Source organism: Rhodococcus sp. NPDC127527, assembly GCF_042672245.1.
Classification (GTDB): domain Bacteria; phylum Actinomycetota; class Actinomycetes; order Mycobacteriales; family Mycobacteriaceae; genus Rhodococcus_G.
In genome coordinates this window covers 19,825-36,650 of the sequence record NZ_JBHXVP010000022.1, presented here as the reverse complement: position 1 = coordinate 36,650, position 16,826 = coordinate 19,825, and the positions used below count along the sequence as shown (strand labels likewise).

Sequence of the window (16,826 nt, the reverse complement as noted above, 5' to 3'; positions counted from 1 at the left end):
GGCCTGGGGGTTGACAGTGCCTGCAGGCGCACCTAGCGTCGAATTCATCGATCGATGAATTGTTGCGGGTTCGTCCGCCCGCCGGCCCGCCAGCCACCGGGAGTGCCCATGCGCGCCATGATCGTCAAGGAGTTCAGAGAACTGGGTCGGGACCGCCGCACCCTCGCCATGCTCGTCGCGTTGCCACTGCTGCTGCTCATCGTCTTCGGATTCGCGGCGAACTTCACCGTCTCCTCGCTGCACGTCACGGTCGTCGGACCTGGCGCGGCGGCGGTGGCCGACCAGCTCACCACCGCCCCGCAGATGACGCAGGTCTTCCACATCGACGCCGTCGACCCGACCGGAACCGATGCGACCGCCCGCGACGCCCTCCGCGACGACGTGTCCGACCTGGCGATCGTCACCGGCGCGGGGAAGCCGATGGTGTACATCGACGGGTCCAACCTCTTCGCCGCCCAGTCCGCCAAGATCGCCGTCGCGAAGATGGGATCCACGGTCGACTCGGAGGTGCTCTACAACCCCGACCTGAAGACGTCCTGGGTGATGGTGCCCGCGATCATCGGCCTGATCATGACGTTCATCGGCACCATCATCACCAGCATCGGGCTGGTCAAGGAGCGCGAGGCGGGCACCTTGGAGCAGCTCGCCGTGATGCCGTTCTCGTCGGCCGAGGTGATCCTCGGGAAGATCACGCCGTACTTCCTGTTGGCCGCGATCGACATGATCGCGGTGACCGTGCTCGGCATGTGGATCTTCTCGGTACCGTTCAACGGAAACGTGCTGATCTTCGCGCTCGGGGCGGCGATCTTCCTCTTCGTGGTTCTGGGCCTGGGCGTGTTCATCTCGACGATCTCCAAGACCACCGGTCAGGCGATCCAGGCTGCGATGATGGTCCTGCTGCCCCAGGTCCTGCTGTCGGGCATGATCTTTCCGCTCAGCGCGATGGCGGCGGGTGTCCGCTGGATCGGGTACCTGCTGCCGCTGACCTACTTCACCAAGATCTCGCAGGGAGTCATGCTGCGGGGGGCCGGCCTGAACACCCTGTGGGTCCCGATCGTGGTGCTGCTCGTGATGGCGGTCGTCATCTTCGGCGCGGCGGTGGTCCGACTGAAGCGGTCGATCTCGCCGGCCGGACGAGCGGTGGTGCGCAGTGCGACCGAGTGAGGACGCGTGGGGCGCCGATGCGCTCACCGTCCGTCTCGGGGGGCGTCGCGCGCTGGACGCGGTCACCGTCGACATACCCCGCGGGGAGGTCACCGCGGTGGTCGGTGGTGACGGCGCCGGCAAGACCAGTCTGCTCGGGGCGTTGGCCGGGCGGATGCCGATCGCCGACGGAACCGCCACGATGCCGGCGAAGACCGATGTGGGATTCCAGCCGAGCAGTTCGGGCGTGTGGCGGGATCTGACCGTGGACGAGAACGTCGAATTCGTCGGCAGCGCATACGGAATGAGTTCGACACGGCTCGCGGACCGGAGGGAGCGACTGCTCGGGCCCGCTGGGCTCGGGGATGTGGGTGGCCGGCTCGGTGGCCAACTGTCCGGCGGCATGCGGCAGAAACTCGGTTTCTGCCTGGCGATGCTGCACGAGCCCCGGGTCCTGCTGCTCGACGAACCGAGCACCGGCGTCGATCCGGTGAGCCGGGTCGAGTTGTGGCGGATGGTCGCCGAGGCGGCGGCGACCGGCACCGCGGTACTGATGTCGACCACCTACCTCGACGAGGCCGAACGGGCCCACCGCGTGCTGGTCCTCGAGGACGGCAGCGTCCTCGGCCTGGGGACTCCGGACGAGGTGATCGCGTCGGTACCGGGCACGATCGCCACCGTGCCGATTCGTCCGCAGGGTTCGCGATCGAATCGGACCTGGCGGCGGGGCAACACGTTTCGGGTGTGGGATCCGGACGGACAGGGCGAGAACGGTGCGGCGCCCGACCTGGAGGACGCGGTGATCGCCCTGATGCTGGCCCGCGACGAGCGGCGGGCACGGAGCGGGGAGGACCGGCATGGCTGAGCGGGCCGTCATCGACGCGCGCGGCGTGTGGCGGAACTTCGGGTCGTTCACCGCGGTCCGGGACATGTCGCTGCAGGTCCGTCCGGGCGAGATCGTCGGCCTGATCGGTGCCAACGGGGCGGGCAAGACGACACTGATCCGGATGATCCTCGGACTCGAACCGGTGGACCGCGGGGCGGTCGAGGTGTTCGGCGAGCCGCCGTCGCGCAGTACCCGACGTCGACTGGGATACATGCCGCAGGGGCTCGGGCTGTATCAGGAGCTCTCGGTCCGGCAGAACGTGGAGTTCGTCGCCGAGGCCTTCGGCACGACTGCGGCGTCCCTGCCGGCCGCACTGGAAGCCGTTGCCACACGGCAGGTCCGGGAGATCGGGTTGGGTCTGCAACGGCGACTCGCGTTCCACTGCGCCCTGTTGCACCGGCCGGAGGTGCTCGTGCTCGACGAGCCGACGTCGGGGGTGGATCCGCTGGCTCGCACCCGCCTGTGGGACACCATCCACGACCAGGCCGATGCCGGATGCGGCGTACTGGTCACCACGCACTACCTGCAGGAGGCGCAGCAGTGCACCCGGCTGGCGATCATGGCCCACGGGCGACTCGTCGCACACGGGAGCCTCGACGACATCATCGGCGGACAGGTCGCCGTGGCGGTACGGGCATCGGAGTGGGCGGCCGCCTTCGACGCGCTGGTGGCGGCGGGGTTGCCGGTGACGCTCGCCGGACGCCGGGTGCGGGTGGCGGGAGTCGGTGGCGGGGACGTGCGCGCCGCGCTGGAGTCGGCGGGAGTGGTGGCGGCGGTGACGGAGGTGCCCGCAACGCTGGAGGAGACGATGGTGCTCATCGATCGTGGCGCGAAGATCTCGTCGTGACGGTGTCGGGACGACGGAGCGGGCGACGGCCGGGCAAACAGGGCACCCGTGACGAGATCCTCAGCGCGGCTCGGCGTGCATTCGCCCAGTCCGGATACGATGCCGCGACGATTCGCACGGTCGCCGAGTCGGCCGGGGTGGACCCGGCGTTGGTGCACCACTACTTCGGTACCAAGGAGAAGCTGTTCCTCGCGACGATGGACGCCCCGGTCGACCCGAGGCGGTACGTGGACAGGATCATCGACGGACCTCGAGAGCGCCTGGCCGAGCGGCTGCTGCTGACGGTCCTGTCGTTGTGGGACTCCCCGAAGGGATCGGCCGTGATCGCGTTGCTGCGCAGCTCGATCGCGCACGAATGGAGTGCAAAGCTGCTCCGCGAGTTCCTGCTGGAGCGGGCGCTGCGTCCGATCGCCGAGTCCGTCGAACCGGATCCCGACCTGGCCCGGTGGCGGGCGAACCTGGTTGCCGCCCAGCTGATGGGCCTCGCGTCGATGCGGTACCTGCTCGTCCTCGAACCGCTCGCCTCGGCGCCGCACGAGCGGATCGTCGAGCTGATCGGGCCGAATCTGCAGCGGTATCTCACCGGTGGGCTGGGGGATTCCTGACGGCCTCCCGGTCTGTGGGAGAACCTGTGTGACGGACCGCCCGTGCCACCTACCGTTCGGCTCGGTTGCGCTCCGCTATTCCGGTGGCGACCAACCGATTTCGCAGAACCGTCGACGTGGGGAGATCGATGATCAGTGTACGAATTGTCAGCGCGACGTTCATGGCCGCGGCGGCTCCGCTGGGATTCGGGTCCGTCGACCCAGGCTCCGTCGACCTAGGTTCGGTCGGGCCCGGTTCGACCGGCGCCGCGCTCGAGATCCACTACGTCAACACGCAAACTGTCGCAGACGATCTGGAGTACGGCGGGTACAAGGTCGGCGGTCTGTCCGGCATCGACTACGCGCCCGACCTGAACACCTATGCCGCCATCAGTGACAACCGGGGCGAGGCGGGGCCGGTCCGGATGTACACCCTCACCCTGCCGGTCGACCCGACGGGCACCCTCGGCGCTCCTCGTTTCGACAGCCTTGTCCAGCTCGCGGACACCGACGGAAAACCCTACGTGCCGAGGGCATCCGACACGGAATCGGTCCGGTGGACTCCCGACCGGAAGGGCTTCGTCTACACCAGCGAGGGCGAAGCCAAGATCGGTCGGCCGGGGTTCATTCGGCAGGCGACCGCCGACGGACGGTTCGTCGCGGACTTCCCGGTGCCGGATGCCTACACGCCGCGTCTCGACCAGGACGGGAAGCCGGCCTCCGGGATCCGCGACAACCTCGGGTTCGAGGCCATGGACCTCAGCCGCGACGGGTCGACGATCGTCGCGGTCAGCGAGAATGCTCTGGTCCAGGACGGACCGGCCGCGTCCGTCGACGGCGAGAGTCCGGCGCGACTGGTCGAGATCGATCGCCGCACGGGAGCCGACCTCGGCGAGTACGTCTACCCCGTCGATCGTGTCGCTCCCGGCGCGATGCCGGTCGCCACCGGGGTTGCGGAGATCGTGTCGGTCGACGACCACACGTTTCTCGCCCTCGAGCGAAGCCTGATCCCCGGTGTGGGCTTCACCGGAAAGATCTACGAAACCTCGACCAGGGGTGCCGACAACGTCGCCGGTGCGGCGGCGATCACCGGCACCGAGCGGAAGATGACGAAGCGGCTGGTGTTCGACTTCGGCTCGCTCGGGATGGATCCGCAGTGTGTCGAGGGAATGACCTGGGGCCCGCGGCTGCCCAGCGGCGATCGGTCTCTGGTGCTGGTGTCGGACAACAATTTCGGTCTCGCCGGCCGGACCAGCTTCCATCTGCTGGCGGTGGCGGGAGGGTAGGAGTCTGGTTGCCCGGTCGGCACCTACGGGAGGGAGAGGGTGTGGGTGTGCGATCGGACCGCCTCCTGCAGTTCCCTACGCGACAGGGTCCGCGCGCCGCACGCACAGCGGACGGGCACGGCGTCGTCCTCGAACTCGGAGGCTTCGAGCAGGTCGACGAACTCGGAGCCGAGGCTGTCGCCGTGGTGCGCGGTGTCGACGAAATCGCGCGAGCCGTGGGTGTGGGGTCCTCCGGACACGACCGCGGGACCCTCTGCGGTTCGGTAGACGGTCGCCACATGATGACTTGCCGGACAGGTGACTCGCACCAGAGCGTGATCGCTGCGTTGCCGGCCGAGGGCGTCGACAGCGGTCCGCGCGATTCGACGGCGTTCGGACGGAGGGAGTGTCTTGGTGTTCATCACTTCATTCCACACCCGGAACGGCCGCGGCAGAAGGGTGGATTCTGGGCGCGTGGGCTCAGATCGGGCCAACGTCGGCAGGGGGCGGATTGCCCTCCGGGTCGTGCCACACGTACAGCGACGCGTCCTTCTCGTGCGTGGTCCATGCGCGGGTGGGTGTCGGGCGGGGCGATCCGCCGGCGCTTCTGCCGTTTCCGTCCCAGCGCCAGCGGTGGATCGGGCAGTCGATGGTGTCACCGACCACGGCACCGTAGCTGAGGTCCCCGCGCATGTGCGGACAGTAGGCGTCGAGGATCTTGACGTCGCCGTTGCGCACTGCGAACGCCACGAGCTTGGTGCCGAACGCCTCGATCGCGTGCGGCTTGCCGTCGCGAAAGTTCTCGGCCGGGCCGAGGTAGTGCCATCCGGGGGACCGGACCTCGTCCATGTCGTCGCGGGGGCCCACGGTCACGGCGGTCCTCTCGTTTCTGGCGGGCAACCCTGGGGTTGTCGGGCCAGGTCACTGTGCCAGCGCGGCGGACACGTGTCCATCGGTGACATCCGCTGAGCGGAACACGCTGTGGAGCCGGCAGCCGCGCGTCACGACCGCCGTGCCGGACCCGCCGCGTGCAGGTTCCTGGCCGTGGGTGAGGTCACGACCGAATCGGGGTCCGGGTCGGTGCCCAGCACTCGATCGGCCGTGCCCGAGGTGGTGACGGTGAACCAGTAGTGCTCGTTCTTGAAATGGTGATGCCGGTGGTTTCGCCAGATCGCGCGGTAGAAGCGGGACCGTGGTCGGTAGTCGGTGTGGATGAGGTAGTGCGTCCACTCGTAGACGAGGCCGAAGGCGCTGACGGTCATCAGGAACGTCAGCCCCAGGCCCAGCCGTGGGAAGGCGAGCAGGCCGGCGAGGACGAGGACGGGGAGCAGCCACGTCAGCGTCTGCCACGGAATGAAGATCAACGGCACGTCGCGCGGATCGGCATGGTGCTCACGGTGTTTGCGGGCGAGCAGCGAGTCGGCGGTGACACCGAGTACTCGCCGGGGCCGCCAGTGCAGCACGCAGACGTGAATCACCCACTCGACGAACGGGAACACGGCGAGCGCCACCAGGGGCACCGCGACGTCGGTCGGTTGCCAGCCGCCGGTGACCACCCGGGCGACGGTCGACGCCACGAGGGCGCCGCCGATCATCCACGGTGAGGGGTGGCGACAGAACTCCGCGGCGGCGTCGCGCAGGTCGATCGTCTTGCGGCGGGGATGCCGCGCGCCGGGTGTGATGGTCATGCGCCTGACTCCTGACGCTGCAGTTGGTCGATGACCGTGCTCAAGGCTGCCGAACCGAGGTCGAGGAGGGTGGCGGCGGCGCGTTCGGCGGCGTCCTCGTCGTGGGACGCGATCGCTTCCGCGAGTTCGCGGTACCGGTCGGTGCTGCCGACCTCGGCGACCATCACCGCGGCGACCGCGTTCATCGTGGGTTCGTAGGCGTTGCGGAGGCTGTTGAAGACGAGCCGGAACGCGATCGAGTCCGCGGTGTCGACCACGTGCTCCCAGAACGCGAGCGCCGCCACCTGCATGGCGACCGGGTCCTCGGCGTCCGCGAGGGACTCGACCGCGCTCCGCAGCGCGGGCGCGGTCTCCGCGGTGGCCCGGGCGGCGGCGAGGCGTGCGACCTGGGCGCCGATGAGCCGGCGGGCCTCGAGGACGCTCCGGGCGACGGTCCAGTCGGGGCGCCCGTCCCGCACGAGCAGCTGGGAGAGCAGTTCCGGGCCGGCCTGGCGCCTGAAGTCCCGCACGGACGTCGCGTCACCCTGCCGGACCTCGACGAGACCCGCCTGCGCGAGCTTCTGAATAGCTTCCCGCACAGCAGGTCTCGACACGCCGAACGCCTCAGCCAGGCGCCGTTCACTGGGCAGGTCCGCCCCGGAGGCCAGCTCTCCGCCCAGCACTCGGGCGCTGATCTGGTCGAAGACCTCGCCGGAAGCGGACTTACGCGCGATCGGCTCGAACATCATGCCAGCGACCGTAGGCCCGGGAAGGTAAGAGGTCAAGTGGTAAGACCAGTCAGTTCTGGAGGTCCTTCAGGAGCAGCTGTGCCCGCCGCATGTCGACCCGATTGCCGTCGTCGAGACCGAGGAAGTAGTGGCACTGCCATTCCTGGGTCCGCTGTGCCTGTCGGTTCCCCGTCTCCGACCACGGCGGGTACACGCGAAACCCGCGCTTGCCGCCCCGGCCGTCGACGGAGACGATGCCGTGCCTGATCAGCGCTGCCCTCGGGAACGCGAACAAGCCGAAGTGCGGTTCCTCGCGGACGGTGATCACCAGCAGGTCGGCACCACCCTCGCTCGCGAACGGCTCCGTCGACCCGTCGTCTGCGCGCCTCCATGTCGCGACGAACGCGCCGACCTTGGCCGGTGTCAGCTTGCTCGCCCGGAACCGGACCGACCTGCGACCTACCCGGGACACGAACGCTGCGTACTCGGCGTTGCCCGATTCCGGGACCGCGGCCGACAGCTCCGATCCCAGGCTCCGGATCAGACGTCGCGCCTCGGCCACATCAGGGTGCACCCCACCGGAAACCGTCACACCAACTCCCGTCGAACGAGTGGATCGCCTGCCACGCCGGCCGCGGCGTCGTCACCAATTCCAGCGGGGCACCTCCTGGCAGGGATGCAGGTCGACGTCGTCGGTGGCATGGGAGTTCTGTACCGCCACTTCGGTGCCGAAGCGAAGGTAGTCGAGCAACGCCGTGCGAAACCGCGTGTCGGTGGGCAGCCTGGCGTCGTCGGCCGCGGTGAGGAACAGGTCCACGAACCGTTGCCGCTGTTCCTCGCTGATCTGCTTGCCTCGGTGGGCTTCGAGCAGGGCCGGGAATCCTCCCAGCCGGTCGGTGTAGACGGTCGGGCCGCCGAACACCTCGCCGAGGAAGTCCGTGAGGTGGTCGATGTGGCTGGGGCTGCCCGCACCGAACAGCGGCTGCAGGAGTGGATCCGCGAGGACCCGCGGATACCAGGTCGCGACGAGTCGGTGCAGTCCGGCTCGGCCGCCGACGTGTTCGAAGATCGATTCGGTGGTGGTTCCGTCAGTTGCCATACCGCTCCTCCATGCCTCCGATCGGATGATTACAACGTTACAACCGTGGTGGCGGTCGTGGGCGGGAGTTCTCGGCGGCAACGTCGGTGGTTCCCCCGATGATCGATTGCCGCGCGGTCAGGCCCTGATGGGCGTGGTCTGGGCGGAGGCGATCCGCCAGCGGCCGCCCTCCTCGACCATCACGTAGGTCAGTCGCCCCGACCGGACACGCGCCGACCGCGGAGGTTGACGATGCTCGTCGCGTCGGTGTGCAGCGGGACGAACCGGTCGACGTCGTTCTGGAACTCCACCGCGTCCGAGACGACCTGGTGGATGGCGGCGACTGCGGATGACGTGGTGCGCATGTCTGTCTCCTGGTGACGGGGGTGATCAGGGGAGGTCGGTTCGGCCGTCGAGGTTTGCGACCATGCGCCGCAGGACGTTGACGGTCGCGACGTACTCGGCCGTCGTCACGTCCGCCTGCATCTGGCGGTGCACCTCGGCGTTGCGGTCGTGAGCGCGCCGCCGTCCCGCCTCGCCCTCCTCGGTGAGGGTCAGGGTGCCGGCCCCCGCGTCCGTGCTCAGCCAGCCGCGGGCGGCCAGGTCGTCGAAGACCGCCTCGAAATCGGTTCCCTCGTCGGAGTATTCGCCGAGCCGGCGGGCCAGCGTGGCCCGGGTCCAGCTGTCGGGGGAGCCGCTCACGTGATTGAGCGTCCACCAGTGCGGCTGGGTGAGCTGTTCGACCGCGAGTCGGGCGCGGAGGGCTCCGGTGATCGTGCGGGCGGCCAGGTCGGACCAGTACCCCATGGGCTGGGCTGCGACCACGTCGTCGGGGTAGTCGATCATCGTCATGTCGTTGTCCTCTCAGGGCTTTCGGGGGCGGATCAGTAGGCGGCGGTGAAGCGGGCACGGTGATGCTTCGGCCGCTCCGCCTCGTCGAGCAGCGCGACCGCGAGGTCCTCGACGGAGATCACCGAGGCGCCGTCGGCGTCGACGAGCAGGTCGTCCGTGCCGAGCCGGAACCGGCCCGTTCGCGTTCCCGGCTCCAGCAGCGCGGGCGGACTCAGGTAGGTCCACTCCGCGGCCGTGTCGGCGCGGCACGCCTCGAGCTGGTCGGCGCAGGCCCGGGCGATGCCCCGCAACTCGGCGGGGAAGCCCGGCTCGTCCATCACCGTCACGCCGGCGGTGCCGGGCACGGTCAGGGTCGCGGCGCCGCCGACGAGCAGCAGCCGCACCCGGGTGCGGGCCAGCCCTGCGAGCAGTACCTTCGTGGTCGCGACCAGCTCGCTCTCCTGGCCGGGCGTCGGCCGGGTCGCGCTGATGACGAGGTCCCGGCCGGCGCTCAGGTCGACGACGTCCTCGATGTCGGCCGCGTCACCGATGCGTACCGTGGCTCCCGCCGGTACCTCGTGTGCCCGTGCGGGGCTCCGGAGCACGGCCGTCACCTCGTGGCTGCGGTGCAGGGCCTCGGCCACCGCTCGGCTGCCCACCTGTCCTGCTGCCCCGAAAACTGTTATGCGCATGGTTGTCTCGTCCTTGTCCGATTGATTGGTCATGTCGGATCGCCCGGGAGCGGGCGATCGGGTCGGGAGGGTCAGGCGGTCCGGGCACTCACGCGTTCGGCGAGCCACACCAGGAAGGTGGCGAGGGCCAGCGCGCCGCCGAGGGCGCTCACCCCGGCCCAGCCGCCGCGCACCCAGGCGACGGCGGTCAGCGCCGAGCCGGCGACGCCGCCGACGAAGAAGGCCGTCATGAAGGCGGAGTTCAGCCGATTACGGATCTCCGGGGCGAGTGCGTAGATGACGTTCTGGTTGCTGTTGAGCACGGACTGCTGCGCGACGGTCAGCGCGATCGCTCCCGCGAGCAGCCACCCCAGCGAGGTCCCGCCCACGCCGATCGCCAACCAGGACGCGGCGAGCAGTGCGGTGCCGATTCCCGCCACCCAGTGCACGTAGCCGCGGTCGGCGAGCCGGCCGGCCAGCGGGGTGGCGATCGTGCCGGCGACACCGACCAGGCCGAAGAGCCCGATGACCGCCTCCGACCACTGGTAGTGCGGACCGACGAGCAGGAAGGTGACGGACGTCCAGAACACGTTGAACGATGCGAACGACAGTGCGGCGATGGCCGAGCGCCAACGCAGTACGGGTTCGGTGCGCAACAGGACCACCGTCGACCGCAGCAGCGCGGGGTAGGACATCCCGGCGGGGGTGTGCAGCCGGGGCAGGACCCGCCACAGCAGCACCGCGACCGCGGCCAGCAGGACCGCGTTGACCCAGTAGACCGTTCGCCAGCCGCCGAACTCGGACAACGCACCCGAGACCGTCCGTGCCAGTAGTCCCCCGAGCAGGAGCCCGCTCATCACGGTTCCCACCACCCGGCCGCGGTGCTCGGGCGAGGCGAGGGCCACCGCGAAGGTCACCAGCACCTGCGCCGACACCGACGTCAGCGCGGCGAGGGCGGTGCCCACCAGCAGCACGGTGCCGTTGGGGGCGGTGGCCGACATCAGCAGGAACGCCGCGGTGACCCCGAACAGGACCACCGTGAGGCGCCTGCGCTCGAGCAGATCGCCCAGCGGGAGCAGGAGGATCAGGCCCACGGCGTAACCGGCTTGGGCGGCGGTGACGACCATCGCCGCCGTCGAGGTGCTGAGGTCGAGGTCCTGACGGATCACGTCCAGCAGGGGCTGCGCAAAGTAGTTGCCCGCCACCACGAGTCCGGTCGCGACCGACATGAGGAGCAGCAGCCCTCGGCTGAGCCCGGCGTCGGCAGCGGGGACGCGCTCCGCGGTTCGGGTCGTCACGTTTGTCATGCCTCAAAGCTTGACCACTCGAGATCAATGAGTCCAACACATGTTTGTCACGCCAACGATCGTGATCCAAGATAGATGGATGGAGCTGCAGCAGATGCGTTACGTCCTCGCCGTCGCGGAGACGAAGAACTTCACTCGCGCCGCCGAGCAGTGCCTGGTGGTCCAGTCCGCGCTGAGTCACCAGATCGCCCGCCTGGAACGCGAACTCGGCGCCAAGCTGTTCGACCGGACCAGCCGGAGGGTTCAGCTCACACCTGCCGGCGAGGCGTTTCTGCCCGCTGCTCGGCAGAGCGTGGAGGCGGCCGAGCGAGCTCGCGCCGAGGTGGCCGCGGCCGCGGGCGAGATCGGGGGCACGCTGGCGATCGGGGCGATCCCGACGGTCGGCGCGATCGACCTCGCCTCGTCCCTGAGAGACTTCCGTGCGCGGCATCCGCAGGTACGGATCAGCCTCCGCATGGGTGCGAGCGGTGACCTGGTCGACCAGGTCCGTCAGGGCGCGCTCGACGTCGCCTTCCTCGGACTGCCGCCGGGCGTCGAGCCCACCGGGGTGCGTGGGATCGAGCTGGGGCGAGGCGAACTGGTTGCGTTGGTGCCGGCCGGGCACCCGCTGGCCGAGGGGCGCGAGGTGGACCTGCGCATGCTGTCCGACGAGACCTTCGTCGACTTTCCGGCGGGATCCGGTGGCCGCGCGCAGTCCGACGAGGCCTTCGCGGCGGCAGGTGTGCGCCGCAGGGTCGCGTTCGAGGTGATGGCAGTGGACTTCTTCGCGCGACTGATCCGCCAGGGTCTGTGCATCGGCCTGCTGCCCGCCGCCGTCGTGTCCGAGTTTCCCGACCTCCGCGTGGTCGAACTGCTCGACCCGCCGACCCGGGTCGAGCACCTGGTGTGGAGCCGACTGCGACCGGCGCCCGCGGCCGCGGCCTTCCTCGCCGGCCTCGGTGTCGCGGAGACGATCAGGTCTGACGGCTTGCCGTCAGCTCGAACGTGACCGGACCGCAGGGAAACTCGTGGATCCTCGGCCGTCGGTCCCGTTTCGGGTCAGACGAGTCGACGTTCGAACGCCACGGTCGCCTTCGAGGTGGCGACGTCCACCGTGTACACCCGGACCGTGACGGAGTCCGAATCGAGGTCCAGCACCATGAACCCGACGTCGGTGAAGTTCTGGAAGAGGTTCGCCCGGTCGGCCTTTCCGGCCTTGCCGTGATTGTTCTTCGCCGCCGCGCCCGAGACGATCTGCCGGGTGCCCTTGGACGCGATCGTCGGTTCGAGAATCTGCAGCGAGTGATCGTGCCCGGAGAGGATGAACTGGCACCGGCCGACGACGTGGTCCTCGAAGAACCGCTTCGCGTGCACACCGTTGATCGGATCGATCGGGATCCCGTCGTACTCGCCGGCGTCGCCGTGCGTTCCGTTGTTCAGATACGGGTGGTGTGCGCACGCAACCTTCCACTTCGCCGTCGACGAGGAGATCGCCGCGTCGAGCCAGGCGCGCTGCTCGTTCATGAACTGTCCGTCGGGGGCCCAGTACGGCGCGAGCAGCGGCGGCAGGTAGGCGGCGAGCGGATTGAGGTCGAGGACGAAGAACTCGACGACCGGGTTCTCCTCGGGCACGCGCACCGAGTAGTACCGGCTGGGCATCCACCACCGCCTCGATCGGCGGTGGTAGTCGACCTCGTCGTTGCCGCGCAGCAGCCAGCCGCCGTCGCCGGGAAAGATCGAGCTGGTGTCGTGGTTGCCCAGGGCCATCACCCACGGAAAGTCGAGTCCGTGGTTCGGGTCCTCGAACTTGGTGGTGAACTGGACGTCGTGGTCGCCGTTCGGGCCCGCCTCGTAGATGTTGTCGCCGAGACCGAGTGCCATGGAGAGGGGTTCGCGGCTGTGAAGGGCGCGAATCGCGTCGGCCACCGCCCACTGCGCCGGCGTGCCCGTGCCGGCATCGCCGGTGACGAGCACGCGCAGGGCCGAGCTCGTGGGGAAGGCGAACTTGTCCGAGTTGGCGGGGGCCGCGGCGGCGCCGGCCAGCGCAGGGGTCAGGGCGGCGAGCGGAACCGCGGCGCCCGCGGCCGCCGCGCCGGCCAGGAATCGGCGTCGATCGATTCCGTCGAGCTCCGTCATCGTGTCCTCGTTCGTTCGTTCGTTCGTTCGGGTGGGCGGGCAACGACAAGGAGCAAACCTGAATGTGGACGATCGTTCAACTGGGCGCGCGGGATGTCACCGGCTGTTCACGCAGATTTCGGTCGGCGGAGGGTGCGGTGAATCCTCCGCGAACACCTCGGCGACCCGCTCCTGTCCGGTGCCGGCGAACATCTCGCGTCATGGAGATCGGATCACCGCACGCATGGACGCCGAAGACCATCCTCCGGTCACATAGTTCAATCAACTGATTGAACTATGTGATAGACACAGGGGAGGTTTGCCACCGGCTGAACCGGGCCGGAACCGATCCGAGGAGATGACAATGACGTGGTCCGCCGACTCGCTGAAGTTCGGGGCGTTCCTCGCCCCGTTCCACCCGTTGAACGCCGATCCCGCGTTGCAACTGCGTCGCGACATCGATCTCATGCAGCACCTCGACCATCTCGGTTTCGACGAGGCGTGGATGGGTGAGCACCATTCGACCGGCGCCGAGATCGTGCCCGCCCCCGACGTGTTCATTGCGGCGGCGGCCGAGCGGACCGAACGCATCCGGTTCGGCACCGGCGTCACCTCGCTGCCGTACCACCACCCGCTGGTCACCGCGGACCGGATCACCCAGCTGGACCTGCAGACCCGCGGCCGGCTGATCCTCGGCACCGGGCCGGGCAAGATCCCGCTCGACGCGCACATGATGGGCATCGACCCCTCGGACCAGCGTCGCATGCAGGGCGAGGCGCTCGAGGCGATCCTGCCGCTGCTGCGCGGCGAGGTGGTGAACATGGAGACGGACTGGTTCACCCTGCGTGATGCCCGCGCCCAGCTGCCGACGTACAACCCGGCCGGCATCGAGATCGTGACCGCGTCGACGATGTCGCCGAACGGCTCGGTCCTGGCCGGCACGCACGGCCTGTCACTGCTGTCGCTGGCCGCGAGTTCACCGGCGGGATTCGATGCGCTGGACCGGAACTGGGGCGTCTACGAGAAGGTCTGCGCCGAGCACGGCCATGTTGCCGACCGGTCCACCTGGCGGCTGGTGAACCCGATGTTCCTCGCCGAGACCCAAGCCGACGCCGAACGTGCGGTCAGTCGTCGCATCCGATCCATGTCCGACTACGCCAACCGGCAGAACGGTCGCTACCCCGACTGGGGCCAGACGGCGAAGGGCGTCATCGACCACTGGCGTCACGACTCGTTGGGCGAGTTCGGGCAGGCGATCATCGGCACGCCCGACCAGGCGATCGCCCAGATCGAGCGGCTGATCGAGAAGACCGGCGGGTTCGGCACCATGCTGATCCTGCACGTGGACATGGCGAACTGGGAGGACACCAAGCGCAGCTACGAGCTGTTCGCGTCCGAGGTGATCCCGCACTTCAAGAACCGCAACCGAGGCCGCGAGGCGAGCCTCCAGTTCGCCGAGGACAACCGCGACTACCTCATCGGCGGCCTGGTCGGCGCGATCACCAAGGCCCACACCGACTACTACGGCGATCCGACCAAGGTGGGGGTCTGATCATGCGCGCAGTGCAGTACCTCGACGGCGAGTTCCTGCTCACCGACGTGCCCGATGTGCCGGCGGTGGGCGAGGGCCAGTTGCGCATCGAGGTCGTCGCCTGCGGCATCTGCGGCAGCGACCTGAGCATGTCCAAGGACCCGTGCCGGTTCGTCGAGGTCATGGACGCCGCCCGCTATCCGCTGGCGCAGTTCGACACCGCCCGACCGGTGGTCCTCGGCCACGAGTACGCCGGCGTCGTCGCCGAGATCGGGTCCGGGGTAGCCGATTTCGCCGTCGGCGACCGCGTCGCCGGACTGGGCATCGTCACCGACACCAGTACCGGGATCCCGAAGATCATCGGATACTCCAACGAGTATCACGGCGGCTACGGTGAGCACATCGTCGTCGACGCAGTCTGGGTCCGTCACGTCCCGGACGGGTTGTCGCTCGAACACGCGACGCTGGCCGAGCCGCTGCACGTCGGCGAGCTGCACATGCAACGGTCCGGCCTCACCGCGGAGGACTCGGCTCTCGTGATCGGCTGCGGCACCATCGGTCTCGGCGCCATCATCGCGGCCAAGGCTCGCGGTGCGCACACGATCGTCGCCTCGGAACCCTCGCCGAAGCGGCGTGAGTTGGCGAAGCTGATGGGCGCCGACATCGTGGTCGACCCGAACGAGCAGGACCCGATCGAGCTGTGGGACGAACTGGTCGCGCAGGGTAAGGGCGGCGAGGGCATCCTCATCGCCTACGAGTGCAGCGGCCGGGCGGGCACCATCGACATGCTCCTGCGGTCGCTGCCGTCCGGGTCCCGGATCCAGGTGTTGGCAGCCCCGTTCGGTGACGAGACCATCATCCCGGCGATCGGCCAGCTCCGGCGGATCGCGATCAACTTCGGGCACGGACCGACCGAGCGCGGCTACGAGATCGTCCTGCAACGCCTGGCGGACGGCGAGATCGATGCCGACGCGATCATCACCGGTCGGGTGGGACTCGACGGCGTCGGCGCCGCGGTCGCCGCGCTGCGCAATCCCGACGAGCACGTCAAGATCCTGGTCCTACCGAAGAAGTAGGCGGCTGCGCCGCCCGTGCGCGGTTGACGAGTCTCTGGACTCGTCAACCGCGCACGGGCGCGGAGCGCCTATGCGAAGTGGCGGGTGAGCCAGTCGACCAGGATCGCGGTGGTCCCCTCGGGATCCTCGAGCTGGGTCCAGTGACCGGTGTCGATCATCCGCCGCTCGAAGTCGTCGAAGTACTGCAGCAGGTTGTCGCTGAGCATCGGGTGGCAGATCGGGTCGCGCTGCGCGGCGATCATCAGCGCCGGCACCCCGGCCCGCGGCACCGCGCCGTCGGGGAAGCGTTCCGTGTGGACCTCCCAGTTCCGCTCGATGCTGCGGTACCAGTTGAGACCGCCCTTGAATCCCTTGCGCGCGTACGCATCGGAGTAGTACCGCAACTCAGTGTCGTCCATGATCACCTCGCCGGGCCAGGTGGACTCGTCGTCCTGGAGCCAGTGGATGTAGGCCATCGAGTCCGGGTCGTGGCGGCCGGTGCGTGAGAGGTTGGTGCCGGAGCCGGTGTCTCGTCGCATGAAGAACCGGAACGTGCGCTCGGGATCCTTGTCCAGCTGCTCCTCGCACTCCTGGGTCTGGAAGTGCGCGACGTAGTTTCGCGGACCGTACGCCTCGAGGTACTTCTCGATCGGGTTCTCCCGCGAGTACCCGAACGGTGTGTTCAGGGTGATCACCCCGGCGACCGAGTCGGGCTGGAGGTACGGCATGTTCCAGGACACCATGCCGCCGAAGTCGTGCCCCACCACGACGGCCTTCTCGTAGCCGGCGTCGGCGATCAGCGCCGCGACGTCCGCGGTGTTCTCCCTGATGCTGTAGGCGCGGGGGTCGTCGGGGCCGTCCGACAGGCCGTAGCCGCGCATGTCGGGGGCCATCACGTGAAAGCCCGCGTCGGCGATCGGCTGCAGCTGGTGGCGCCACGAAGCGGCGAGTTCCGGGAAGCCGTGGCACAGCACGACGCACACGTCGCGCTCGCGACGCTCGGGCTTGGCTTCGAAGACGGCGAGGCGGGCGCCGTCGGTGTCGACGAAACGGGGTTCTGGCAACACGGTCATCGATCCTTTCGGATGGTCGAATTCTATCGACTGATTCGATCAGTTGATTGATCCTATCGGCCCCGT

The 16,826-nt window shown here is 68.9% G+C and carries 20 protein-coding genes; 8 read left to right on the top strand and 12 right to left on the bottom strand.

All coding sequences use genetic code 11. The annotated features are described in order from the left end of the window. Positions 1 to 108 precede the first annotated feature (108 nt). From ACFVH2_RS24000 to ACFVH2_RS23980, 5 genes are all read left to right on the top strand, one after another. On the top strand, positions 109 to 1,164 hold the full coding sequence (locus ACFVH2_RS24000) for an ABC transporter permease (protein WP_378426285.1): 1,056 nt from the start codon (positions 109 to 111) through the stop codon (positions 1,162 to 1,164). Continuing rightward, on the top strand, positions 1,151 to 2,008 hold the full coding sequence (locus tag ACFVH2_RS23995; RefSeq protein ID WP_378426283.1) for an ABC transporter ATP-binding protein: 858 nt from the start codon (positions 1,151 to 1,153) through the stop codon (positions 2,006 to 2,008). Before ACFVH2_RS24000 ends, ACFVH2_RS23995 begins: the two co-directional genes overlap by 14 nt. Further along, positions 2,001 to 2,876: an ABC transporter ATP-binding protein gene (locus ACFVH2_RS23990; RefSeq protein ID WP_378426281.1), complete on the top strand. Its 876-nt coding sequence runs from the start codon at positions 2,001 to 2,003 to the stop codon at positions 2,874 to 2,876. The genes ACFVH2_RS23995 and ACFVH2_RS23990 overlap by 8 nt, the downstream gene beginning before the upstream one ends. A gap of 2 nt (positions 2,877 to 2,878) precedes the next feature. Next, positions 2,879 to 3,481 (top strand): TetR family transcriptional regulator, encoded by a 603-nt coding sequence (locus tag ACFVH2_RS23985; RefSeq protein ID WP_378475735.1) that lies wholly within the window; start codon positions 2,879 to 2,881, stop codon positions 3,479 to 3,481. A gap of 128 nt (positions 3,482 to 3,609) precedes the next feature. Continuing rightward, positions 3,610 to 4,746 carry an esterase-like activity of phytase family protein gene (locus tag ACFVH2_RS23980; RefSeq protein WP_378426277.1) on the top strand — a complete coding sequence of 379 codons (1,137 nt, stop codon included), beginning with the start codon at positions 3,610 to 3,612 and terminating at the stop codon, positions 4,744 to 4,746. 23 nt (positions 4,747 to 4,769) lie between these two features. Here ACFVH2_RS23980 and ACFVH2_RS23975 read toward each other — a convergent pair whose 3' ends face one another. From ACFVH2_RS23975 to ACFVH2_RS23930, 10 genes are all read right to left on the bottom strand, one after another. Continuing rightward, positions 4,770 to 4,985 (bottom strand): hypothetical protein, encoded by a 216-nt coding sequence (locus ACFVH2_RS23975; protein WP_378426275.1) that lies wholly within the window; start codon positions 4,983 to 4,985, stop codon positions 4,770 to 4,772. Between the two features lie 220 nt (positions 4,986 to 5,205). Continuing rightward, positions 5,206 to 5,598, bottom strand: coding sequence for a Rieske 2Fe-2S domain-containing protein (locus tag ACFVH2_RS23970; RefSeq protein WP_378426273.1), 393 nt, complete (start codon positions 5,596 to 5,598; stop codon positions 5,206 to 5,208). Positions 5,599 to 5,726: 128 nt separating this feature from the next. Then, a complete protein-coding gene (locus ACFVH2_RS23965) occupies positions 5,727 to 6,413 on the bottom strand; it encodes a sterol desaturase family protein (protein ID WP_378426270.1) in 687 nt (228 codons plus the stop codon). Beyond that, entirely contained in the window at positions 6,410 to 7,141 is a 732-nt protein-coding gene (locus ACFVH2_RS23960; RefSeq protein WP_378426268.1) for a FadR/GntR family transcriptional regulator, read from the bottom strand. Before ACFVH2_RS23960 ends, ACFVH2_RS23965 begins: the two co-directional genes overlap by 4 nt. A gap of 49 nt (positions 7,142 to 7,190) precedes the next feature. Next, complete coding sequence (locus tag ACFVH2_RS23955; protein ID WP_378426266.1) at positions 7,191 to 7,712, bottom strand: MepB family protein; 522 nt, start codon at positions 7,710 to 7,712, stop codon at positions 7,191 to 7,193. 51 nt (positions 7,713 to 7,763) lie between these two features. Continuing rightward, positions 7,764 to 8,219: a group II truncated hemoglobin gene (locus tag ACFVH2_RS23950; RefSeq protein ID WP_378426264.1), complete on the bottom strand. Its 456-nt coding sequence runs from the start codon at positions 8,217 to 8,219 to the stop codon at positions 7,764 to 7,766. A gap of 188 nt (positions 8,220 to 8,407) precedes the next feature. Next, a complete protein-coding gene (locus ACFVH2_RS23945) occupies positions 8,408 to 8,563 on the bottom strand; it encodes a hypothetical protein (RefSeq protein WP_378426262.1) in 156 nt (51 codons plus the stop codon). Positions 8,564 to 8,588: 25 nt separating this feature from the next. Continuing rightward, the gene (locus tag ACFVH2_RS23940; RefSeq protein WP_378426260.1) at positions 8,589 to 9,050 is read right to left on the bottom strand and encodes a hypothetical protein; all 462 of its coding nucleotides are present in this window, start codon (positions 9,048 to 9,050) and stop codon (positions 8,589 to 8,591) included. Between the two features lie 32 nt (positions 9,051 to 9,082). Then, the gene (locus tag ACFVH2_RS23935; protein ID WP_378426258.1) at positions 9,083 to 9,721 is read right to left on the bottom strand and encodes an NAD(P)-dependent oxidoreductase; all 639 of its coding nucleotides are present in this window, start codon (positions 9,719 to 9,721) and stop codon (positions 9,083 to 9,085) included. A 71-nt stretch (positions 9,722 to 9,792) separates the two neighbouring features. After that, positions 9,793 to 11,007 carry an MFS transporter gene (locus ACFVH2_RS23930; RefSeq protein ID WP_378426256.1) on the bottom strand — a complete coding sequence of 405 codons (1,215 nt, stop codon included), beginning with the start codon at positions 11,005 to 11,007 and terminating at the stop codon, positions 9,793 to 9,795. Between the two features lie 40 nt (positions 11,008 to 11,047). Here ACFVH2_RS23930 and ACFVH2_RS23925 point away from each other — a divergent pair, with 40 nt between their 5' ends. Continuing rightward, a complete protein-coding gene (locus ACFVH2_RS23925) occupies positions 11,048 to 11,995 on the top strand; it encodes a LysR family transcriptional regulator (protein WP_378426254.1) in 948 nt (315 codons plus the stop codon). Between the two features lie 50 nt (positions 11,996 to 12,045). On the opposite strand, the gene ACFVH2_RS23920 is transcribed toward ACFVH2_RS23925, so the two are convergent. Continuing rightward, the gene (locus tag ACFVH2_RS23920; RefSeq protein ID WP_378426252.1) at positions 12,046 to 13,122 is read right to left on the bottom strand and encodes a metallophosphoesterase; all 1,077 of its coding nucleotides are present in this window, start codon (positions 13,120 to 13,122) and stop codon (positions 12,046 to 12,048) included. Positions 13,123 to 13,465: 343 nt separating this feature from the next. On the opposite strand from ACFVH2_RS23920, the gene ACFVH2_RS23915 reads away from it, so the two are divergent. Continuing rightward, positions 13,466 to 14,653 (top strand): LLM class flavin-dependent oxidoreductase, encoded by a 1,188-nt coding sequence (locus ACFVH2_RS23915; protein ID WP_378475734.1) that lies wholly within the window; start codon positions 13,466 to 13,468, stop codon positions 14,651 to 14,653. A gap of 2 nt (positions 14,654 to 14,655) precedes the next feature. After that, positions 14,656 to 15,708 (top strand): zinc-binding dehydrogenase, encoded by a 1,053-nt coding sequence (locus ACFVH2_RS23910; protein WP_378428747.1) that lies wholly within the window; start codon positions 14,656 to 14,658, stop codon positions 15,706 to 15,708. 68 nt (positions 15,709 to 15,776) lie between these two features. Here the strand turns inward: ACFVH2_RS23910 and ACFVH2_RS23905 are convergent, their stop codons facing one another. Continuing rightward, entirely contained in the window at positions 15,777 to 16,760 is a 984-nt protein-coding gene (locus ACFVH2_RS23905; protein WP_378428526.1) for an alpha/beta fold hydrolase, read from the bottom strand. Between the last annotated feature and the right edge of the window lie 66 nt (positions 16,761 to 16,826).